Raw genomic sequence first — 19,782 nt, 5'->3', positions numbered from 1 at the left:
TCGGCCTCCCCGTATTCGCGCCATGCCCGTCGCCACCGCTCCACTGACCGCTCGCTCACCCGGAGCGCGGCAGCGACCTCAGCGTTCTTCTGTCCAGCCCGGAAGCCCTCCACGGCTTGCTGCCGTAACCGCTCCCGTGCGGCCCTCCCCGCCTCGGTCAGCCCACCGCCCTGTGCATACCTCACGCCCCAGGGCTACCGGTGCCAACGGCCGACTGTCAGGCGAACGGCACCGACATCACCTAATCAAGTTCAGTATCTACGTACGCGATCTTCCAAACTAGGGCTTTACCTTCAGGTGACTCACTCGACTGTGGCATCGAAACTTCGCCGACCCCGTTTTCCGGACACAGCAAGGGATCCCGGCTAGCTTAGGTACATCTACCGTGGTCGATAAGCCAGAGGTAAAACCTTGTTCGAGAACCGCCCTAAGACACCATCTGAAGTCAAGCGCAAGCTGCGCCAGCATGCCCGCTTCGGCTGCTGCCGATGCGGGCTCCCTATCTACCAGTACCACCACATTATCCCGTATAGCGAAGACCAGCATTTCCGGGTAGAAGACATGATGCTCCTCTGCCCTCTATGCCACGACATGGCGACGAAGGGTGTTTTCACCCAGGAGCAGCAAAGGGAGATGCAGGTAAGCCCATTCAACGCACGAAAGGGCTTGGCGGGAGGAATGCTCCACACCAACCAAGAGTACTGTGCGGTGCTGGCAGGCGGCGTTCTCCTAGTGAACGAAGGGCCAGTAATCATTGCAGACGGGGAACCGCTGCTCGCTCTCACACCGGGCACGAACGGACACGTCAAGCTGTCGCTGACTCTGCACGGCGAGAAGGGCGACCTGGTAGCGCTGATTGAAGACAACGAGTGGATATCGGGCGATGTGGCAGTGTGGGACATGGAATCGGACTACCAAAAGCTGATCATCCGGTCCGCCGCCAACAATGTGACACTAAACCTGAACATGAAAGGTGAGCCAGCCCACCTTCGCGCCAAATTCTGGCGCTCTGGCTATCTAATCGACCTGCGTGGAATCGGAATCCGAGTGAACGGAGTGAATGCTGGGCAACACATCTCAGAGACCCTCGCTTTCGCCGGTATGGCTCTTGATCTAAACACGGCAATTCCGCGCGTACAACTTGCCCCGCAGCTAGAAAATGGTCTCATCGTCAGTGAGTACGATCCGTCGACGCGCCTAAATAAGGCTGTTGAAGCGTGGCGGCGCCTCAAGAGTGAAGCATCCGGCAGCCCTGGATAGGGTCGCGGTCGCTCTATCCACGCACCCGCCGCCGAGGCGCAGCCTCGCGTACGGTCGCGAACTGTACTGCGCCCCCCGGCGACGAGGCTGCGAATCTGTGGACTATCTGTGGACCAATCACGCCCCACTGATCAGCCAGTCACCTGCGTATATGTTTGGGTCCGAGGCGCCCTCCGGAGCCGTTTCGCTGCCTCGAACAAGCGTCCTGGTTGAGTGATCTTCCGGCGGCGAGTAAGGCCGTCCTCACCCTGGAGAAGCACCGATGAAGAAACTTATTGTGCTTCAGCCTCGCCGCAGCCTTGGTCCACGAAGGCGATGCCACGCCAGGGCGACGGACCGCCGAGTGTCTGGTCGAGACGTTCCTGCGAGAGATGGAGTGAGCGTCGGGCCGCATTGACGAACTTCAAGTGCCCTTGGTCCAAGGCGGCGTGGATCGGTCGGAGCTCCTCAAGATCCGCTGGCTGACGATCGTGGAAGAGAATGGTGAAGTCCTCGATGACATCGCAGAGCTGGAGAGCTGCTGCGGCCGTCTCGGGATTCGCCACCAAGCTCAGCGACTGGATCGCGGCGTTGAACGGTCCCCATGCGACTGCAGGTCTGCGCCGTTCGAGGAACGCCTCACGCAGCTCCATCTCGACAGCGCCGAAAGCCTGCAGGAACCTCTCATAGGCGGACGTCTGTGTCTCCAGAAGCAACTTTCGATTCTCGCTGCGCCGCCCAACGACCCCGCCTGCAACGACGCCCACGATGGTGGCGGTGACACCACCTGCAGTGGATATCAAAAGCTCCCACGGAATAGCCATTTCCAACCCCTTGGATGGTTTCGGATGAGCAAGGATGGGTCGAGTAACTATCAAATCCCGTGGATCAGTGGGGTAGTTTCCCTCGTGATGACCTGCTGATGGATTCCTTGTAGATGCATCCAAGACACAACCATCTTGCGTGGATTGCGGATGCGGCTACTCAGAGTTGCCTTTGGTCTGGGCGGGTAGCCACCGCTCGACTTCCGGCCAGGCAGGAGGTCCTCCCATCACCCAGTCAAGAGGCCCTTGTGAGCTGTCGAGAGACCGCCTTGCGGCGTTCACGAATGCAATCTGGCCTTGACTCAGAGCTTCATGAACCAGCTGGTACTCGCGGGCGATCTTCGGCTCACGGACGATCAAGACGCATAGTTCTCCGAGTGCTTCGAGGATCGGCCGGACGGCCGCGCTGACCTCCTGGGGGGCGACGAGGCTGAGGGCTACCAGTGCTCCGTTGAACGAGTCCCAGTCGACGGTGTTGGGCCGATTGGCCGTGTACGCCTCCCGGAGGTCGATCTCGGCTTTGGCGTATTCCCGCAGGAACGTGGCGTAGGCCGCCGACCGTGTGTCCAGAACCCTCTGCCGGTCCTGACTCCGCCGCCCTACGAACCCGCCGATCACGATGCCGAGCACCGTGGTGGCCGCTCCCAGACCAGTTGTCGTCAAGGCGTCCCAGTTGACCGCCACCCCGCACCCTCCTCGATCAACGCCCCCACTCGCAGCTAACCCTACGGGCCTGCCCCTGTTCACGACGTCGGGACTACTGGCCTCGCATAGTCTGCGACGGCTCGCAGAACCCTCTCAGCATTCGAGGACGCCAGCGCCCCGGTGGGTTTTCAGGCTGCGGCGACTTCGCCACGTTCGACCAGGAGTCCACGCTCGAATCGGGCGCCGGAGCGGACCAGGGCGACGAGTGAGGCGCCGGTGATCGCGCGCCAGCGCTCCTGGGCGGACTCGACGAGCTTGAACACCATCGCGAGGGCCGCGGCCGGGCTGCCGGCCCCGCGGGTGACCTTGGTCCGTAGTTTGACCGTGGAGAACGTGGACTCGATGGGGTTCGTGGTCCGCAGGTGGATCCAGTGCTCGGCGGGGAAGTCGTAGAACGCCAGCAGTTCCCTTGCGTCCTCGGTGATCTTCGCGACGGCCTTGGGCCACTTCGACCCGTAGGTCTTCGCGAACGCCTCGATCGCCTTCTCGGCGTGCGTGCGGTCCTCGGCGTCGTAGATTTCCTGCATCGCCTTCGTCGCGCCCGGCTGTGCTGACTTCGGCAGAGAGTTCGTGACATTTCGGGCCTTGTGGACCCAGCAGCGCTGGTGCCGGGCAGCGGGGCACACCTCGGCCAGGGCCTTCCACAACCCCATCGCGCCGTCGCCGACGACCAACTCGGGGTCGCGCATGCCGCGGCGGCGGCAGTCACGCAGCAGGTCGGCCCACGACTCGGTGGACTCCCGCAGGCCCTCGGCCAGCGCGATCAGCTCCTTGGTGCCGTCAAGCCGCACCCCGAGCAGCACCAGCACGCAGGAGTGAGCCTGGCCGAGCCGCACCTTGGGGTGCACGCCGTCGGCCCACACGTAGACGAAGTCACGGTCCGCGAGGTCGCGCTGCTGGAAGGCGGCGTGGTCGTCCTGCCACTGCCTGGTCAGCCGGGTCACGGTGGCCGACGAAAGCCCGGCCGCTGAGCCGAGGAACTGCTCCAGCGCCGGCACGAAGTCTCCCGACGACAGTCCGTGCAGGTAGAGCAGCGGCAGCACCTCGGAGACCTTCGGCGACCTGCGGCACCACGGGGCCAGGATCTTCGAGGAGAAGCGCTTGCGCTCGCCCGTGGCTTCGTCGACGCGGCGGTCATTGACCCGGGGCGCAGAGACCTTGACGGGACCTGCCGCGGTTACGACAGTGCGGGGCCGATGGTGGCCGTTGCGGACCACCAGGCGGTGCCCACGCTCGTCCCGCTCGGCGACCAACTCAGCTATGTACTGGTTGACTTCCGCCTCCAGCGCGGCGGCCAGCATCCGCCGGGCACCGTCGCGGACGATCTCGTCGATCAGGGAACCAGACTCGGTGGAACCGTCGGCATTCACTACGCTGAGCATGAGCATGCCTTCCCGACCCGCGCTGCAAACGCGAGCCTACTCGGTGACCATCAAAGGATCATTCGGGAAGGTACGCCTCCGCGTTCCGGCCCGGGGCTGATCCACAGGTCTTGAGCATTGCTCCGTGGAGTCTTGGGAAGTCACATCGCCTTTCTGGGAAGGTGCAGCCGTTAGCGGTGACGACACGTTGAGCTTTGCCGATACGGAACCTGTACTGAATCGGCTGCTTGCTCTAGGGAAAGTTCCACTCGTCCATGCGCATGAGTGGAACCTGACTCCCAACGGGCCCCTGCGCTGAGGTCTCTGACCCAACAGTGACCAAGGCGGCATCGGGCGAAGAAGTCAACGTCTGTGTTTGCGGGTGAGCGGCGCCAGTCGGGAAGAGATCTGCCAAGGGGTAGGAGTGCTGGCTGGACCCCGCGCTGAACCGCTCCCTCGCCGATCTGGAGTCCTGCCCTCCCGCCTGGGTATTTCCCTGGCGCGAAGCGGTGCGGCAGGGCCGTCTGTGGGCCGTCCGAGGAGGATCAGCGATGACCAACGACGACCAATGACAACGACCGTGCAGAGCTGGGGCCCCCAGGTCACACGAGTTGATCTGCGACACTGGTACAGCCATGCCTAAGCCCGAAGAACTGGCCTGAGGGTTCAGCGGGTGACATTCATGCCTGACATCAATGAGCACGAACGTCGGCGGACCTGGGCAGTTCGGCCCGGTCTGACGGGCGCCCGTCAGGATGCGACGAGCAAGCCCGCGGAGAGCCCGAAGGCCACGCCGCCCGTGCTGGGCGCGTGCCAGATGGTGTAGGGGACCACGGGGAGCACCGGCCAGCAGCGGGGAATCAACGGACCCGCCTACAGGCGCCGGCACGCTTCCGCCGCACGTCAGCCCCGCAGCGATCCCTAGATCACCTTAGCTTTCCAAGCTGAGGCTCCATCATCTCGGCTACAGAGCCTGCTGGGGGTGCAACCCGGTGATCGTAAGATCTGCCTGCGCTCGTGATGGCGCGGCGTGAAGCGGAGGCGTTCATGAGGCTTTTCAGATGGGGACTCGCAGCCGTGGCCGCGGGGGTGAGCGTGCTGGCCATGCCTGCCGGCGCAGTTCAGGCGGCGCCGGCGGCTTCTGCCAGTTCCAAGCCGACTTGCGCTTACGGCGAGATCACCGGTTCTGGCAACCTGTCCAAGATGCCGACCTCCACGAAGGCAGGACAGAACCTGGTCACCTACACCACGGTGCGCAACGCCAAGGCGGCATCGCTCTCGGGTGTGTTCTTCGACTACCAGATGTCGGCGCCCAGCAACCACAAGGGCGCGGCACCCACCGTCTGGTGGAAGTTCAACGGCGGGTCGTGGCATCACATGATCATGGCCTGGAACCCGGCAACCAAGTCGTCCACCGCCTATTGGATCGGCGGTGACGCTGTCCTTGGAAGTCTTCCCGGTCTCACCACCCGCACCTTGGAAATGACCGTCGACTACCCCTCAGGGGCGACGCATGGGTTCTACGACGGCAACCTCTGGATGGGGGCGAAGACGTGCGGGTCCCAGCTGCTGGGGGGAATCATGGTCACCACGGCGTACCTGCCGCGGTAGACCACTGGCTATGACCCCTGCAGCAGCGAAGTACAGCAACCCCAGGAACCGTCAGCGCTTAACAACGCTCTCACGATCCACCCGGCAGCCTGTATGACCCTCGCTGACCGATCTCTGTAGAGCTACGGATCAGCAGGTGCCCGTGCCCCATCCGTGCCCGAACGTGCGGACAACCACGGGGAACCACGGTAGCGAGCGGGCAGCGCACAGCGGAACGGCCCCTGACCGTCTTGCCTGGTCAGGGGCCGTTCACTTGCGCGGTGGGTGTGGGATTTGAACCCACGGTGACTCGCGCCACGACGGTTTTCAAGATCGCTGCCAATCGCATCGACTGCTAGAACGACTGGCCGGACGACAGTCTCACCGATTCCCAATGGTCCACGATTCGCGCTGCCTCCTGGTCGAAGTCAGGGTTCGTCGGCTTCCGGAGTCCATCCACAGGCGCGACCAGATGGCACCTTCGCCCACCCCTCAGGCTGACTCGGACCTGCCGGCGGGGTTTGAAGCCTGCCAGCCGCACCACCGCGACATCGTCAACCTTCTCCCATGGGATCGTTCGCCTCACCCCGGGCCAGCGCTGGCCGATCCCCTCCGGTCCGACCGTTGTTGACGCACACGAGCCCCACAGCACAACCAAGCCCCACACGATGAGGGCGACACTCAAACCCTGGAGTGCGGCCCCTACGGTCTTCAACAACCCTCCCGACGCCCCGATGACGGCAGCGGAGACCGCCCAGCAATACAGGGCATAGAGCACGGCAACGACGCGGCGACGCGTCGGCATCTTGATCGTGATCGGGGGCACGAGCAGATCCTAGACACGCCCCTCATCTGGTGGAACCCGCCGTCTCGACCAGGCGGGAGGCCTCAGCCGCCACAGCGCTCATGGTCCACGAAGAGGCCGTGCCAGTCGCGTGCCAGATCGTGCGGGGAACCACGGGGAACACCGGGGAATCAACGGAGCCGCCCATCTGGCGTAGGCAACCTCCGCCGCAGGTCAGTGAGGCACTGAACCCTAGATCACCTTAGCTTCCCAAGCTCAGGGCTCGTCTACGCGACCGTTCAGATAGAAGAGAAGCCACTCAAGCCAGTCCGCCGTGACGCCTAGAGCCGAGGCCCAACCATGCATGGAGCTGACGTAGGTGACGTATCGGGTGGGCCAGTGGCGGGTGCCGGCCGCCTTCCAACTGGACCACCCGAGGGCGTTGAGTGAACGAAAGACCCGATCGTCGAGGATCAAAGCCCGATCCCACGTGGCGTTGCGGTCGTCCACGGCTGCAAACCATTTCGTGAAGAAGGACCTCCTCACTCCTTTGAGGGCGAACTGCCGGTAGGCCCTGCTCAAGTCGCCATCTCGGACCGCTTCGCGCGTCGCCCGGAGGACACCAGGCATGCGGGCGTCGGACAGGGCTGCTTCGGTGTAACGCGGCCCGCGTCCGTTTGTGGTGCCCGAACCCCAGATCATCACGGCCACGAACAGGTCACGCAGGCCGTCGGGATCGTCGCCAACACGATCACGGAGATCGGCCAAGTCGCCCCGACTGATGAGACGGTCACCGCTCGCCCCGGTCGCACACCCAATGCCGATATCGAGTACGTGCGCGGCTCCGTGCGACTCCAACCATGAGCGCCACGTTCCTGGACGGAAGCGCACGGGCTCTTGTTCACAGTCACCGTAGCGGTCAACGAGCTTCTGAAGCTGCTCCATCATGCTCCCCCTGGCCATGACGGCGGCGTGCCGTGGGCCCTAGCGTATGGGAGCGCTGCCAAGGGGACACACCTCTCTGCGATTACGGAGGTACCAGCCCACTGCCAGCACGATCAGAGCTGACAGCGCGCCTGCGGCCCCTGACAAAGGTGTCCCCTGTCGCCCACCGGCCGGCCCGTGAGGATCAACTCTGGGCCGTCCGAGGCCACCCGACGCCAACCAACAACGACAGAAGCCCACGGCATCCGACGAGGTCAGAGCCGTGGGCTTCTTCCGTCCCGCTGGTCGGCGAGGCTTCTGAGTAGACCGGCTAGTCAGGCCGCGCTGCGGAGGCTGCCGTGGAAGAGCCCGGGTTCCTCTCCCCGTAAAGAGAAGCGGAACGTCACCGCCAGCAGCCGCCAAGCGCAACCATCCCCCCTTCAGGGGCGTTGAGGATCGCTCACCGCCAGGAGATGACCGCGGCTGGCTGCGACGCGGAGCACGTCCCGCAATGCCCTGGTCAGTCCCTTCGCCAACCGTCGCAGGTCCTCCGGGCCCGCGTCCTGGTCGTCGAGGGTGTCCGAGGCATGCTGCAGCAGCTCGGCTGCCGTGCCCAGTTGCACCGCTTCGATGTTGTCCGCCAGGCGGGACATGTAGCCAGCCTTGTCGTCGGTGTTCAGGTAGCAGGGCTTGCCCTCCGGCCCCGACCACGGGAGGAGTCGCAGTTCGTTCGGTGCCGTCATGGTTGCGTCTGCCTCTCATCGGTCATGTGGTGGGTGGTGAAGACCGCGTCGACGCGATCCCCTGGGAACGCGAGAAGCGCGGCCTCGACGACTCGACCGGTGAAGTCGGTCGCGACCCTTGTGATCGCTAGGACTGCAACGGCGGAGCCGATCCGGAGGGTCGATGCCTCGTCCGGTGTCGGTGGACGGGCACATACCGTCTCCCGGACAGCTGCCGGCGGCGAGCCCAGGACGGCGAATCGCGTGGCCGTCTCCCGCCACCAGGAGTCGTCGTCCAGCACACCGGTCGGCGCCAGGTCGCGCGGGATGTAGATGCGGGCCAGTCCGTGCGGTGAGTCTCCGTCGTGGCTGATGCAGGAGAACTCTGCGAGAGGGCTGCCCGTCGGCACCTTGAGCAAGGTCGTCAGATGCCCGTCTGCCTGCACGGTGGTGGTGCGGACAGTGACGCGCAGGGCCGTTTCAGCGGCGGTCCATGGGTCCAGCGTCCCCCATCCGCCGGCGTACACGACCTTGCGGAGTGGGCGGCGGACGAAGTTGCCTTTGCCGTGGATCTTCTCGACGAGACCTTCGCTCTGGAGGACGGCGAGGGCACTTCGCAGTGTCACCGTACTGACCTTGTATCGGTCGGCGAGACCGGCCTCGGACGGCAGGCGTTCACCGGGTTTGATGCGGCCGGTTGTGATCTGGTGTCGGAGATCGTCGGCGATGTCGTGATGGCGTGAAGGCACAGACCGGGTCACCGCCTTCTCCGTACGCGAACGGCGGCGAGCCGGATTCGCGTGTGTATGGTCAGCAGCTCACCCGACTCGAAGAGCAGTTGTTTGGCCCCTTGTGGGAGTTGGAAGAGGTCCATAACCCGGCACGCCCTGCCACCGAGGTGAATGACGTCGCCACGCTGCACGGTGGTCGCGGTGACCTCAATGGTGGAAACCAGCGCGCCGCCGGGTGCCCAGCCGCTCACCGCTGCACCTCCGCAGGCGTGGAGTGGTCCGACATCGGGTGACACGGGCAGGCGCATGTCTCGTAGACAACCGGCAGGTCGATCGGCGCGGAGACCGGGGCGGACTCCGCGCAGACAAGGTGTGTGCCGATACGGCACGCGGTCGACCGGTAGGGAACAGCCGAGGCGTCGGTGACGTGAAACTGTTGGCGAGGAGGCATCAGCGGACCCCCGTCAGGGTTGACCAGGCTTCAGTCGGCAGATGAGAAGCGACGACCACCGCCCGTGGCCTTCCTCGTTCCTCCCAGGCCAGCACGTACTGGCGGACGAGTGCGTTGTCCTCCCCCGCGAGCCGGTGTCGATGGTTCGCGATGTCTGAAACCCGGCCCAGGAGGGGCGCCGACGCATCGGCGAACGCCGGGAAGGCGCGGGCGGCCTTCGGTCGGGAGGGCGTTAAGGGGCGGCGGTGCCTGCCCTTGGGGGCGTATCGCGCTCTGGCGAGTGCGACGGCACGGCGGATACGGTTGAGCACGCTGCTCAGCTCCTATCGCTGATGGCTCGGTCCCCCGACATCGCCCGTCGTGGGGACCGCTTTGTGTACGACCGCCCAGAGGGTGCGGCCGTTCAAGCTGGTGGCCAGGAGCCCGAACCGATCGGCCTCGGCACCACTTCCAGGACCTCCCGCCATAAGTCGGCGGAGAGCGATTGGGGCACCTCCGCTTCGACCGACCAGTACCGGTCGTGCTCCTCCACGCGCGCGGAGAGCCCGACGGCAGACAGCCGGGCAGCGATGGCCGCCGCGCTAACTCCCGAAGCGGGCACAGGGCAGCCTCCGTCACCGGCGATCACTTTGAGTGAAGCTAGTTAACTAGATTTGAGCTAGTGGACTAGATTTTCCATATGCCTGAGCAGCCGCCCTACCTCCGCATCGCCGACGAACTCCGGCGGCGGATCGCGGAGCACGTGTGGGAGCCCGGGGACCGCCTGCCGTCCCGCGCCCAGATCGGCCAGGAGTGCGGGGTGGGCGAGAACGTGGTCCGCCGGGCTCAGGAGCTGCTGATCTCCCAGGGTGTGCTGGAGGGCCGCGCGGGTTCAGGCACGTACGTCGCCGAGCCCCGGCAGCGGGTCCGGGTGGTCCGTTCGTCGGCGCGTGAGCGGCCCGACGGGTCGCCGTTCCGGGCGGACATGAAGGCCGTGGGCAGGCAAGGAGACTGGGAGAGTCGGACCGAGGCCAAGGTGCCGGCGCCGACAGACATCGCGGCGCGGCTCGGCATCGCCGAGGGCGACCTGTGCGTCCGGACGACGTACGAGTTCCTGGCTGATGGTAGGCCCGTGCAGCTTTCCACGAGTTGGGAGCCGTACGACCTCACCGCCGGTACCCTCGTCGTCCTCCCCGAGGGAGGGCCGCACGCCGGGACGGGTGTCGTGAACCGCATTGCCGCGATCGGCGTCACCGTCAGCCACGCCGTGGAGCAGCCGGAGCCGCGGCAGGCGACCGCCGAGGAGGCGTCGCTGCTCGGCATCCAGAAGGCAGCGCTCGTCACACACATCCGGCGGACGTACTACAGCGACCAAGGGCGGCCCGTGGAGACGGCGGACATCGTGGTGCCCGCTGCTCACTGCGAGATCGTCTATGAGATCCCGATCAACCCCTAGCCGAGATCACCGAGATCTCGGTCATTGCGCCCGACACTAGGTAGCGTGGCGAACATGACCGATGCCGCGCGTCATGCGAACACCTGTGGCCTATGCGATCAACCGCTCGACGGGGATCATTCCCACGAGAAGGAGACTCTCGGAACCCGAGTCGAGTACGAGGTAGTCGAAGTTCGCGGCGTGCTGGCTGATTCGGTTGCGGTCCTTGACCCGAATGACAAGCATCCGCTGCCCACTCGGGTCCTGGCTACCAACCTGGGTGTTGACGCCGGTTCGCTACTCGGCCTTCATTACACGTGCCTCGTTTCCCGTGATCCGTTCGGAGCTACTCGATCCAACTACCGCCTTTGGCGCAGTGGCAGCTTGCCGCCGGCGGCTCAGCCGGGGGTCTGACGCTGAGCGGTGCGGCGATCGCCTCCCCAACACGAGTCGAATGCGTGTCGACGCTTGCAGTTGAGAGGGATCTGACCGGACGTTTGAGCAGATCAGCGCCCACCTTGCCTCTCAAACACCAGGCGCCTTCTAAGAGGTCATCTCATTTGGGGCGTTCGATAGGCTCCAGGTGTGGGGATCGTTGAGCAGCTGGTGCCGGATGGGCTGTGGGAGTTGTTCCAGCGAGTGGTGCCGGAGGCGCCGAGTCGGCCTCAGGGAGGCGGCCGGCGCCGGCACGGTGACAGGGAGGTGCTGGCTGCGATCGTGTTCGTGGCCACGTCGGGCTGTACGTGGCAGCAGCTGCCGGCCGCCTCGTTCGGACCGTCGGGACCCACGGCTCACCGGCGTTTCACCGAGTGGTCGAAAGCCCGGGTGTGGGCGAAGCTCCATCGCCTGGTCCTCGACGAACTCGGCTCCCGGGGTGAACTGGACTGGTCTCGCTGTGCGATCGACTCGGTGAACATGCGGGCCCTGAAAAGGGGGGCCTGACAGGTCCGAATCCAGTAGATCGAGGCAAGTACGGTTCGAAGATCCACTTGATCACCGAGCGGACCGGATTGCCCATCTCCATCGGCATCTCCGGCGCCAACCTGCACGACAGCCAGGCCCTCGAACCGCTCGTTCGCGGCATCCCGCCCATCCGCTCCCGTCGCGGTCCGCGCCGACGACGGCCGGCCAAGCTCCACGGCGACAAGGGCTACGACTACGACCACCTGCGCCGATGGTTACGCCAGCGCGGCATCCGGCACCGCATCGCCCGCAAAGGCATCGAGTCCTCCCAGCGCCTGGGACGCCACCGCTGGACCATCGAACGCACCATGGCCTGGCTCGCCGGATGCCGCCGCCTGCACCGCCGCTATGAACGCAAGGCCGTCCACTTCTTGGCCTTCACCAGCATCGCCTGCACCCTGATCTGCTACCGCAGACTCACCAAATGAGATGACCTCTAAGCGCTTGGCCGCAGGTTCGAGTCCTGCCGGGGGCGCCGAGCACCGCCCTCCCGCTCGGGAGGGCTTTTTGCTGGTCAGGGTGGGGGTCGCTCGACGCGGGTCAGCCCGGACGCGCTCTTGACGATCAAGGGCGGGGTCCGGGGCTGTCCGGCTCTCGCCGGGGTTTCGCGCCCGCGCCGCCACCGGGGTGGGCGGGATGCCGGCCCGTGTCGGTCCACTGCTCTCCGGCCTCGGGGGTCGCCCTGCGGATGAGCAGCTCGCACCGTTGGCCGGCGCGGGTGACGGCGGCAGCCGTTCGCGAACAGCCTGCCGGGCCGTCGCAGTTGTCGCCGGTATCAATTCCTGACGGTTCCCCGAAACAAGGCGAAGCTGTGCTGCACAAGCGTCATGGATCACCGATTTGGAGGCATGTGACGGCATGTCAAGTCAGTTCGTCTTCGCGCCCACGCGGTGAAGCGGCGGGCCCTGATCTCATGGCGCCGGTACGGCACGATCCGCCTTTCAGGGCCGTTACTGAAGCTCGTATGGCCTAGAAAAGGAGTCGCGCAGCGCCATGACAGTCCATTCATGTGAATGTTGACCCACCCAACGGCGGATGAATGTTCAAAGCTCGAACTGCCAAAGGAATGGGCGCGAGAGTCCGCGGGGGCGAGATCAGGTACCCAAGCTCTGGTACCCCAAAGCAATGAGGAGGAGTGCTCGTTATGCGAGTAACTGCCCGAGCAAAGACGCAGTCGCGACGGCTGAGATGGGGATTGCGGCTCGTCGGCGCCGGCCTGACCACGACCGTGGCACTCGGTTTCGCCGCAGCTCCCGCGTTGGCCCAGGCGGGTCCCCCGAGCGACGAAGGCGTGCAGCCCACGGAAGTGGCCGACAACCCGGCCGTGTCCTGCCCCATGGGCGCGACCGGGTTCCGGGTCGACAATCCCGCGACCGGGCCCGTCTCGATCCCGGGCGACGGCACCTTCCAGCTCACCGTCAGCAGCAGCACCGACGGACAGGTGTTCAGCTTCGACATTCCCGCGTCTGATCACCGCGCCGCCGTCAAGGTCACCGCCAAGGGCGGGGACAACGCCAACGTCTACACCTACGACAGCACGACGGGCTTCCCCAGCGGCATCTCGGCGGACGGATCGCTGCACGCCCCGATCAACGCGAGCGGCAAGTTCGCGGACCTGAGCCACATCGACTTCTGCGTCGTCCCCAGCAACTACGGCGGGTAGTACACGATCGCCCCGCCACGGCGACAATGGCGCGGCCCCGCCGCGTCGGCGCGTGGGGGTCCGGGAGCTCCCGGGCCCCCACATCTGTGTGCGGCGTGCGGGTTCCCCGGTCGCCGGCACAACGGACTCCACGACCGCTCCGACGACACCCGCACAGTGCCGACCAGCCCGTGACGCGCCCGCCGACAGGCAACCCGTTCGACACGCACGTCGCTCGGCAGTGCGTTCGGGCCCATGGCGCCTCGAAGGCCCTGCTCCAGCTCACGCCGTCCAGTTCCAACAGCTGTTACTCCAAGGACCGTCCCACCAGGGGGCGTCGGAGTCGTTCCGTAACCCTGGAGATCGAGGGCGCCACCTCCTCGAGTCGGGGAGGTCCACCGGAGCGGATCCAGGGCAGCCAGCCCCTCCCCGGCTGTCAGCCGCTCAGGCCGAGGGATGGACACTTGTCCCCGTCCGTGAAACGCGGCAGGTGTCCGGGAGGAGAGACGACGTGCGACTTCGCTGTGCGGTGCTGGACGACTTCCAGGGTGTGGCCACCGAGTTGGCCGATTGGTCGGCGGTCGAGGACGAGGTGGAGGTCTTCTCGCTGCGGGAGCACCTGGTCGGCGAGGACGCCCTCGCCTCGGCCCTCGCGGACTGCGACATCGTCGTCACGTTGCGCGAACGCGTCCCCTTCCCCGGTTCTCTGCTCGCCCGCCTGCCCCGGCTGAAGCTGCTCGTGGCCTCCGGCATGCGCAACACCGTCATCGACTACGCGGCAGCCGAGGCCCATGGCGTCACCGTGTGCGGTACGGAGAGTTCGGGCACCCCGCCGGTCGAGCTGACCTGGGCGCTGTTGCTCGGTCTGGCCCGCGGGATCGTCGAGGAGAGCACCGCGCTGCGCACGAACGGCCCCTGGCAGTCCACCGTCGGCGCCGACCTGCACGGCCGTCGGCTGGGCCTGCTCGGACTCGGCCGGATCGGCAGCCGGGTGGCCAGGGTCGGGCTCGCGTTCGGCATGCGGGTCAGCGCCTGGACCCCGGGCCTCAGCAAGGAGCGCGCCGAGGAGGCGGGCGTCGAACTCGCGGCATCCAAAGAGGAGTTGCTCACCGACAGCGACTTCGTCTCCGTACACGTCGCCGCCCGCGAGAGCACCCGGGGCCTGGTCGGCGCCGCCGAACTCGCCCTGATGAAGCCGACCGCCTACCTGATCAACACCTCCCGGGCGGCCGTCGTCGACCAGGACGCCCTGCTGGCCGTGCTGCACGAGGGCCGGATCGCGGGCGCCGGCGTGGACGTCTTCGACATCGAGCCGCTGCCCGCCGGTCACCCGATGCGCACCGCGCCCCGTCTCCTCGCCACGCCCCACCTCGGTTACGTGTCGCACGCCAACTACACGACGTACTACCGCCAGGCGGTGGAGGACATCCAGGCCTACCTGGCCGGATCCCCGGTACGGCTGCTGTCCTGAGCCGCGCGCGGAACCTGCCGTTCGGCCGCATACGGAAGGGCGCCGGCCCCTCACCCGTCGCCGCGGGGAGGGGCCGGCGCTTTCCCTGAGTGTGCGGCGTGCCCGGTCAGAGCGCCTTGCTGTTGCAGCCCATGTCCGAACCGAGGTGGCTCTGCTGCGCGCCGGGGGCGCCTTCGCCGTTCAGCAGGTTGCCCGCCAGGCCGTTGACGGCGCCGACGCTGCCGAGCACATCGATGTTCATGTCGTGCGAGCGGCATTCGATGCCCTGGTTGACGTCGAGGTCGTCATGGCCGGGCTCACCGTGCGCGAAGGCGGTGTTGAGGCCGAGGGTGCCGACACTGCCGAGGACGGCGGCGCCCACGAGGACGGCCTTCTGGAACGTGCGCATTACTTCTCCGTTGGTCGAGCGGATGCGATCCGCAGCGGATCGAGTTGAGGGAGGCGAGGCGGTCAGCCGACGCGCGGCAGACCCAGTGAGCCGACGGGAGGCGCCGCGACCTGCCCGAGGCCGAGCCCGGGCGCCTGCGGCGCGTCCGGTGCGAGCAGCGGGTTGACGAGCGGGTTCACCTGAGGGTTCACCTGCGGGTTCACCTGGGGGGCGACATGCGGCGGGCCATCCGCCGCGCCGAACGTCTGGGGTACGGCGACCTGCGGGGCGACCTTCGGCATGACTTCCGGCGCCGACTGCGGGCTGACCTGCGGCATGACCTGCGGCGCCGACTGCTGGGGGGCGGCGGCCTGCTGCGGGCCGTACGACGGGCCGGCGGCCTGCGCGAAGCCTCCCGACGAGGCCGTGGCGGTGGCGCTGGCGGCGTGCTCCTGCGGCGGCGCCGGCGGGGGCGGCGGAGGAGCCTGCATCATCGGCGGGGAGTACGGCTGCGGAGCGGCGGCCTGTGCGGCGCCCGTCGAGCGGGACACCGCCTCGGCCTGCGGACCGGCCATCTGCGGCGGCGCGTACTGCGGAGCCGCGTACTGCGGCGGTGCGTACTGCGGCACGTACTGCGGCGGCGCGTACTGCGGCACGTACTGCGGCGGCGCCGCGTACTGGGGCGGCGGATACTGCGGCGCCGCGTACTGCGGTGCGGGGTACTCGGGAGCCGACGCTGGAGCGGCGCCGCTGTACCCCGCGGGATAGTCGGCGGCCTGACTGACGCCGGCGCCGATGGCGGACAGACCGCCGGCCGCTGCTGCGACGAGCGCGGCCTTGTGAAGCTTGCGCATGGAACCCTCGGCCCTTCAAATACCTGTACAGGGAAATCCGTTGTATTCGGCGCGGTCTCGCGTGCACACAGTCTGATGTTCGTACTGCGCCGTTACAGGGGTAACTATCGGGCGGCACGCGGACTTTCGCCGGAGCTGGCAGCGAATTCCCTTGCCCCTCCATAGATCCATGATCGCTGCCCTCTCCCAGTTGGCAACGACTTCTCCCTCACCGCGGTCACGGGATCCGATACACCGTCACCCATTTGCCGTCGGCCGCCGGACGCGCGCGATCAGGATTGCAGAGGCGTTCGCGGCGCCGCACCGAGGCACACGGAGCCTGAGGCAAATGGGTGACCAGGGCCCGGAGTCCGTATCCGTTTCACCGCTTCCCTCGTTCCCCACTGGGCCAGGGCGATGGTCCGTCGCAGCCGTACAGGGCAGCAGGAAACAGCACCACCGACACCAACTCTTCAGCATTTCCCATACGTTCCGAGCACAGGTCAATGAAGGGCCGAGGGTTTCATGCGCAAGCTTCACAGGGTCGCGCTCGTCGTCGCAGCAGCCGGGGGTCTGTCCGCCGTCGGCACCGGCCCGAGCTCCGCCGCCGTTCCCGCGTACGGCGGTGGACTTCCGCTCCCCGTTTCGCAGCCGGACGCCCAGGCGGCTTCGGCGACCTCCTCGCAGGCCAGCGTGCAGAGTTACGGCTCACCGGCCCCGTATGCCGGCCCGCAGCGGGGCGCTGAGGTCACCCCGCAGGTGAACCCGACCCTGAGCCCGCAGCTCAACCCGCAGATCTCCCCTCAGGCGGCCCCGGGACAGGGCGGCGGTCTCGGCCAGACCAACCTCTTCCGCCCGTCCCAGGAGTGCAGCCCGCAGTCCCTGCTCAACGCCGCCGTCCCGGTCGCCCTGCTCGCCGCGTCCGAGACCCACGGCATCGAGTGCACGCAGGCCAACACCCAGTCGAACGCGCTCGCCCACGCCAGCGCTCACTGACACCACCGGACGGCCGGACACCGACCCGGCACGGGCCCTTCGAGGAACAACCGCGAAGGGCCCGCACGCATGCGATACGGCTTTCGGGTGCTTTTGTCAGGAGATCAAGAAACCGGCGCGTCGCTGTCCGTTTTGGGTTATTTCCTATTAATCTCCGTGACTGTAAGAAAGCGATCTGCCACGGATCGCAACTCCTTCACTCCACCGGAGAAGACATGCACAAGCTTCGCAAGGCTGCCGTTCTGATCGCCGCCGTCAGCAGCATCGGCCTCATGGCCGGCACCGCCCACGCCGGCGGCCAGGAAGGCGGCAAGGAAGGCGGCAAGGGCGGCGACCGCTTCAGCGTCCTGCAGAGCTCCAACTGCAAGTCGCACGACCTGAACCTGGACGTCCTCGGCGAGGTCGGCATCCTCAACGGCCTGCTGGGCAACGCGCTCAACGGCGAGGGTGACCCGGGCGCCCAGGCCACACACATCGGCTCGACCATGGGCTGCAACAACAGCGCCTTCTAAGCGCACCGCCGTACCGGCGACCAGAGCAGGAAATGGTCCCGGCACCGAGCCTCAGGCTCGGTGCCGGGACCTTTTTTGTGCGCCTGTGAGCATTCAGGGTGACAACAATTCGCAATTCGGCGCGTCGTTGGTTGTCTTCGGATATTTCCTATTAGCCTCCATTACCGCACGAAGTCGATCTCTCGTAGATCGCATCCACCACTTTCACTTCCACCGGAGTAGACATGCACAAGCTGCGCAAGGCTGCCGTCCTGGTTGCCGCCCTCGGGAGCGTCGGACTCCTGAGCGCCGGCGCCGCCCACGCCGACCAGGGGTGGGGCAAGGGCGGGAACGGCCCCCGCTTCAGCGTCCTGCAGAGCACGACCTGCAGGTCCCACGACCTCAACGCCGACGTCCTCGGCGAGGTCGGCATCGCCAACGGCCTGGGCGGCAACCTGCTGAACGGCGAAGGCAACGCCGGCGCCCAGCAGTCGACCCTCGGCTCGACCATGGGCTGCAACAACAACGTCGGCAAGTAGGCCCGGCCCCCTCCGTCCCCGGTGTCCCGGCCACAGGCCGGGACACCGGGGACAGCCATGTCGGCGGACGGCTCCGCGCACCAGACAAGCCGAAGTACCGGACCAGGAAGCCGAAGTGCCGGACCGGCAAGGGGAAATACCGGGCCAGGAGGCCCGAGATAGCGGAGCAGAAAGCCGCACCGGAGCGGCGGACCGGAAAGCCGTCACAGCCGATCAGAAAGCCGGAACAAGGGGCCAGAAAACGGAAAGGCCGGACCGGGAATGATCCCGGTCCGGCCCGTGCCGGTCGCCCATCAGAACGCGATGCGAGGCGTGTCGAACCGAGGCTTCTTGAAGCCCTTGGGCAGCTTCACATGGTTGGAGCAGTCCACTACCGCCCCGACCTTCGCGGTTCCGCCGTCCAGCAGTTCGTCGTCGGGAAACACCACGCGCGAACGGTCGGCCGTCGAGCAGTCCTGCGTCTGGTCGATGACGTGCTTGCCGCGGTGGTCGGTGCGGATGTCGCTCTTGCGGATGCAGACGACGCCCGTGGCGGTCTTCCTGCACGCGCCCCTGGGTTCATCGGCGTGCGCGTGTGCGGCACCGGCGCAGATCACGGCGAGACTTCCGACGAGACCCGAGATGGTCACGACCTTCTGTCGAGTGAACATGTTTGCGTTCCTTTGCAGTTGAGTGCAGGAGACGAGCCGGCGCCGGCAATTGGCGCAGCCCGGACGCGCTCCCTGGGGGATCTGCCGCGCGTCCGGGCTGCCTTCGCATGGGGGTGTCACTCAGCACACCGGTGAACAAGCCGAGTTGGTCCGGGACAGGAGCGTCCGAGTTCTTACGATGTGCCTATCGTGCTGTATTACTGGGCGTCACTCGGAGCGGCGTACTGGCCGTAGCCTTCCTCCCCGCCCTCCTTGTGCTCACCCTTCTTCCCCTCGTCGAAACCACCCCACGTGGCCACGGCGTTGGCCGACGAGTTGGCCACAGCGGTGATCGACGGAGGGGCGACCTCCTCCTGGCCCTGACCACCGGCGAAGCTGACGCCGACGCCAAGGGTGGACAGCCCCGCAACCGCTGCCGCTACGACCGCAGCACGCTGAAACTTACGCATGGTTGACCCTTTCTTACCCGGGCGGACAGCCCTGGTTTGACTACTTGCTGTGAGCTTATACACACAGTCCGTAGCAATTTGGGATCTTCGCTCCATACGTCGTGTCGGCTCACCGCACGGCATGCACCGCAGGATTCCGCAGGATTCCGCCCCGAAGGCTCAGACCAGACCGGAGAACTCCTTGTTCCCGTCAGCCCTGTCGGGCGCTCCCGATGTCGTGTTGGAACAGGTCACCTGGGGCCCGATCTTCATCGACCCGCCTCCCAGGGCGGCGGGCACCGTGAAGGGCTGCGTCGGCAGGCAGTTGTCGTAGTGGGGGATCTGGCCGTTCTCGGGGATCTCACCTTCGATCCGCTGGATGCAGGTGACGTTGCCCAGGATGTCCCGCGTGCACGTACCCGGACCCCGTACGGTGTGCGCCTGGGCCACGCCGGCGCAGGCCACGGCGAGGCCGCCGATGAGCCCCGAGACAGCCGCGATCTTCTTCGTGCTGAACATGTGCTGCGTTTCCTTTGTGAGGGGCGCCGGGCACCGCGCGCCGCCAACCGTCCGCGCCGGCCCCTGCCTTCGCCCTGTCTTGGTCTTCGAGCCCGGGGCAACCGGCCGGGCGTGAAGGGAACCCTTCGGGGAGCGACC

The 19,782-nt window shown here is 66.5% G+C and carries 22 protein-coding genes and 1 pseudogene; 9 read left to right on the top strand and 14 right to left on the bottom strand.

Annotation, left to right across the window (positions count from 1 at the left end; genetic code table 11):
• The coding region (locus tag ACWDEN_RS38925; protein WP_450862658.1) for a helix-turn-helix domain-containing protein at window positions 1-185 on the bottom strand (185 nt) is incomplete at its 3' end.
• Between the two features lie 226 nt (window positions 186-411).
• Between ACWDEN_RS38925 and ACWDEN_RS38920 the strand changes: the two genes are divergently transcribed.
• Window positions 412-1,260, top strand: a complete 849-nt coding sequence (locus ACWDEN_RS38920) for an HNH endonuclease (protein WP_351609334.1) — start codon at window positions 412-414, stop codon at window positions 1,258-1,260.
• 272 nt (window positions 1,261-1,532) lie between these two features.
• Here ACWDEN_RS38920 and ACWDEN_RS38915 read toward each other — a convergent pair whose 3' ends face one another.
• The 3 genes from ACWDEN_RS38915 to ACWDEN_RS38905 form a co-directional block, all read right to left on the bottom strand.
• Window positions 1,533-2,063, bottom strand: coding sequence for a hypothetical protein (locus ACWDEN_RS38915; protein ID WP_450862656.1), 531 nt, complete (start codon window positions 2,061-2,063; stop codon window positions 1,533-1,535).
• Window positions 2,064-2,219: 156 nt separating this feature from the next.
• Window positions 2,220-2,747 carry a hypothetical protein gene (locus tag ACWDEN_RS38910; RefSeq protein ID WP_351218132.1) on the bottom strand — a complete coding sequence of 176 codons (528 nt, stop codon included), beginning with the start codon at window positions 2,745-2,747 and terminating at the stop codon, window positions 2,220-2,222.
• Between the two features lie 149 nt (window positions 2,748-2,896).
• Entirely contained in the window at window positions 2,897-4,150 is a 1,254-nt protein-coding gene (locus tag ACWDEN_RS38905; RefSeq protein ID WP_450862654.1) for an IS256 family transposase, read from the bottom strand.
• 1,026 nt (window positions 4,151-5,176) lie between these two features.
• Between ACWDEN_RS38905 and ACWDEN_RS38900 the strand changes: the two genes are divergently transcribed.
• The gene (locus ACWDEN_RS38900) at window positions 5,177-5,740 is read left to right on the top strand and encodes a hypothetical protein (protein ID WP_450862652.1); all 564 of its coding nucleotides are present in this window, start codon (window positions 5,177-5,179) and stop codon (window positions 5,738-5,740) included.
• Window positions 5,741-6,779: 1,039 nt separating this feature from the next.
• Here the strand turns inward: ACWDEN_RS38900 and ACWDEN_RS38895 are convergent.
• The 5 genes and pseudogenes from ACWDEN_RS38895 to ACWDEN_RS38875 form a co-directional block, all read right to left on the bottom strand.
• The gene (locus tag ACWDEN_RS38895; RefSeq protein WP_450862650.1) at window positions 6,780-7,451 is read right to left on the bottom strand and encodes an 8-oxoguanine DNA glycosylase OGG fold protein; all 672 of its coding nucleotides are present in this window, start codon (window positions 7,449-7,451) and stop codon (window positions 6,780-6,782) included.
• A 416-nt stretch (window positions 7,452-7,867) separates the two neighbouring features.
• Entirely contained in the window at window positions 7,868-8,170 is a 303-nt protein-coding gene (locus ACWDEN_RS38890) for a hypothetical protein (protein WP_450862649.1), read from the bottom strand.
• Window positions 8,167-8,910: a GntR family transcriptional regulator gene (locus ACWDEN_RS38885; protein ID WP_450862647.1), complete on the bottom strand. Its 744-nt coding sequence runs from the start codon at window positions 8,908-8,910 to the stop codon at window positions 8,167-8,169. Before ACWDEN_RS38885 ends, ACWDEN_RS38890 begins: the two co-directional genes overlap by 4 nt.
• On the bottom strand, window positions 8,907-9,131 hold the full coding sequence (locus ACWDEN_RS38880; RefSeq protein ID WP_450862646.1) for a hypothetical protein: 225 nt from the start codon (window positions 9,129-9,131) through the stop codon (window positions 8,907-8,909). Before ACWDEN_RS38880 ends, ACWDEN_RS38885 begins: the two co-directional genes overlap by 4 nt.
• Window positions 9,132-9,654: 523 nt before the next feature.
• Window positions 9,655-9,932: pseudogene (locus ACWDEN_RS38875) on the bottom strand (hypothetical protein).
• Between the two features lie 78 nt (window positions 9,933-10,010).
• Here ACWDEN_RS38875 and ACWDEN_RS38870 point away from each other — a divergent pair.
• The 4 genes from ACWDEN_RS38870 to ACWDEN_RS38855 all read left to right on the top strand — a co-directional run bounded on the left by ACWDEN_RS38870 (window position 10,011) and on the right by ACWDEN_RS38855 (window position 14,821).
• Window positions 10,011-10,766 carry a GntR family transcriptional regulator gene (locus ACWDEN_RS38870; RefSeq protein WP_450862644.1) on the top strand — a complete coding sequence of 252 codons (756 nt, stop codon included), beginning with the start codon at window positions 10,011-10,013 and terminating at the stop codon, window positions 10,764-10,766.
• Between the two features lie 570 nt (window positions 10,767-11,336).
• A protein-coding gene (locus ACWDEN_RS38865; protein WP_450862661.1) for an IS5 family transposase occupies window positions 11,337-12,136 on the top strand; the annotation gives its coding sequence in 2 pieces (ribosomal slippage) (window positions 11,337-11,682 and window positions 11,682-12,136; 801 coding nt in all).
• A gap of 863 nt (window positions 12,137-12,999) precedes the next feature.
• Window positions 13,000-13,371, top strand: coding sequence for a hypothetical protein (locus tag ACWDEN_RS38860; protein ID WP_351623214.1), 372 nt, complete (start codon window positions 13,000-13,002; stop codon window positions 13,369-13,371).
• A gap of 490 nt (window positions 13,372-13,861) precedes the next feature.
• A complete protein-coding gene (locus tag ACWDEN_RS38855; RefSeq protein WP_450862642.1) occupies window positions 13,862-14,821 on the top strand; it encodes a D-2-hydroxyacid dehydrogenase family protein in 960 nt (319 codons plus the stop codon).
• Between the two features lie 106 nt (window positions 14,822-14,927).
• Here ACWDEN_RS38855 and ACWDEN_RS38850 read toward each other — a convergent pair whose 3' ends face one another.
• On the bottom strand, window positions 14,928-15,209 hold the full coding sequence (locus ACWDEN_RS38850) for a hypothetical protein (protein WP_351623210.1): 282 nt from the start codon (window positions 15,207-15,209) through the stop codon (window positions 14,928-14,930).
• A gap of 62 nt (window positions 15,210-15,271) precedes the next feature.
• A complete protein-coding gene (locus ACWDEN_RS38845) occupies window positions 15,272-16,042 on the bottom strand; it encodes a hypothetical protein (RefSeq protein WP_351623208.1) in 771 nt (256 codons plus the stop codon).
• 504 nt (window positions 16,043-16,546) lie between these two features.
• On the opposite strand from ACWDEN_RS38845, the gene ACWDEN_RS38840 reads away from it, so the two are divergent.
• The 3 genes from ACWDEN_RS38840 (at window position 16,547) to ACWDEN_RS38830 (ending at window position 18,047) form a co-directional block, all read left to right on the top strand.
• Window positions 16,547-17,017: a hypothetical protein gene (locus ACWDEN_RS38840; protein WP_351623206.1), complete on the top strand. Its 471-nt coding sequence runs from the start codon at window positions 16,547-16,549 to the stop codon at window positions 17,015-17,017.
• Window positions 17,018-17,232: 215 nt separating this feature from the next.
• On the top strand, window positions 17,233-17,529 hold the full coding sequence (locus tag ACWDEN_RS38835; RefSeq protein ID WP_351623204.1) for a hypothetical protein: 297 nt from the start codon (window positions 17,233-17,235) through the stop codon (window positions 17,527-17,529).
• 224 nt (window positions 17,530-17,753) lie between these two features.
• Complete coding sequence (locus tag ACWDEN_RS38830) at window positions 17,754-18,047, top strand: hypothetical protein (protein WP_351611461.1); 294 nt, start codon at window positions 17,754-17,756, stop codon at window positions 18,045-18,047.
• Window positions 18,048-18,340: 293 nt separating this feature from the next.
• Here ACWDEN_RS38830 and ACWDEN_RS38825 read toward each other — a convergent pair whose 3' ends face one another.
• The 3 genes from ACWDEN_RS38825 to ACWDEN_RS38815 form a co-directional block, all read right to left on the bottom strand.
• Window positions 18,341-18,697 carry a hypothetical protein gene (locus ACWDEN_RS38825; RefSeq protein ID WP_351611459.1) on the bottom strand — a complete coding sequence of 119 codons (357 nt, stop codon included), beginning with the start codon at window positions 18,695-18,697 and terminating at the stop codon, window positions 18,341-18,343.
• 197 nt (window positions 18,698-18,894) lie between these two features.
• Window positions 18,895-19,146 carry a hypothetical protein gene (locus ACWDEN_RS38820; RefSeq protein WP_351611457.1) on the bottom strand — a complete coding sequence of 84 codons (252 nt, stop codon included), beginning with the start codon at window positions 19,144-19,146 and terminating at the stop codon, window positions 18,895-18,897.
• Window positions 19,147-19,305: 159 nt separating this feature from the next.
• Window positions 19,306-19,644, bottom strand: coding sequence for a hypothetical protein (locus ACWDEN_RS38815; RefSeq protein WP_351611455.1), 339 nt, complete (start codon window positions 19,642-19,644; stop codon window positions 19,306-19,308).
• Window positions 19,645-19,782: the final 138 nt, after the last annotated feature.

This window comes from Streptomyces sp. NPDC001153 (assembly GCF_053598315.1).
This window is presented reverse-complemented; position numbering and strand designations above follow the sequence as displayed.

Coding starts and splice junctions, on each gene's coding strand:
- ACWDEN_RS38835 (WP_351623204.1), top strand. CDS start 17,233: ATGCACAAGCTTCGCAAGGCTGCCGTTCTGATCGCCGCCGTCAGCAGC.
- ACWDEN_RS38845 (WP_351623208.1), bottom strand. CDS start 16,042: ATGCGCAAGCTTCACAAGGCCGCGCTCGTCGCAGCAGCGGCCGGCGGT.
- ACWDEN_RS38825 (WP_351611459.1), bottom strand. CDS start 18,697: ATGTTCACTCGACAGAAGGTCGTGACCATCTCGGGTCTCGTCGGAAGT.
- ACWDEN_RS38850 (WP_351623210.1), bottom strand. CDS start 15,209: ATGCGCACGTTCCAGAAGGCCGTCCTCGTGGGCGCCGCCGTCCTCGGC.
- ACWDEN_RS38870 (WP_450862644.1), top strand. CDS start 10,011: ATGCCTGAGCAGCCGCCCTACCTCCGCATCGCCGACGAACTCCGGCGG.
- ACWDEN_RS38890 (WP_450862649.1), bottom strand. CDS start 8,170: ATGACGGCACCGAACGAACTGCGACTCCTCCCGTGGTCGGGGCCGGAG.
- ACWDEN_RS38915 (WP_450862656.1), bottom strand. CDS start 2,063: ATGGCTATTCCGTGGGAGCTTTTGATATCCACTGCAGGTGGTGTCACC.
- ACWDEN_RS38830 (WP_351611461.1), top strand. CDS start 17,754: ATGCACAAGCTGCGCAAGGCTGCCGTCCTGGTTGCCGCCCTCGGGAGC.
- ACWDEN_RS38895 (WP_450862650.1), bottom strand. CDS start 7,451: ATGATGGAGCAGCTTCAGAAGCTCGTTGACCGCTACGGTGACTGTGAA.
- ACWDEN_RS38840 (WP_351623206.1), top strand. CDS start 16,547: ATGCGCAAGCTTCACAGGGTCGCGCTCGTCGTCGCAGCAGCCGGGGGT.
- ACWDEN_RS38820 (WP_351611457.1), bottom strand. CDS start 19,146: ATGCGTAAGTTTCAGCGTGCTGCGGTCGTAGCGGCAGCGGTTGCGGGG.
- ACWDEN_RS38900 (WP_450862652.1), top strand. CDS start 5,177: ATGAGGCTTTTCAGATGGGGACTCGCAGCCGTGGCCGCGGGGGTGAGC.
- ACWDEN_RS38815 (WP_351611455.1), bottom strand. CDS start 19,644: ATGTTCAGCACGAAGAAGATCGCGGCTGTCTCGGGGCTCATCGGCGGC.
- ACWDEN_RS38905 (WP_450862654.1), bottom strand. CDS start 4,150: ATGCTCAGCGTAGTGAATGCCGACGGTTCCACCGAGTCTGGTTCCCTG.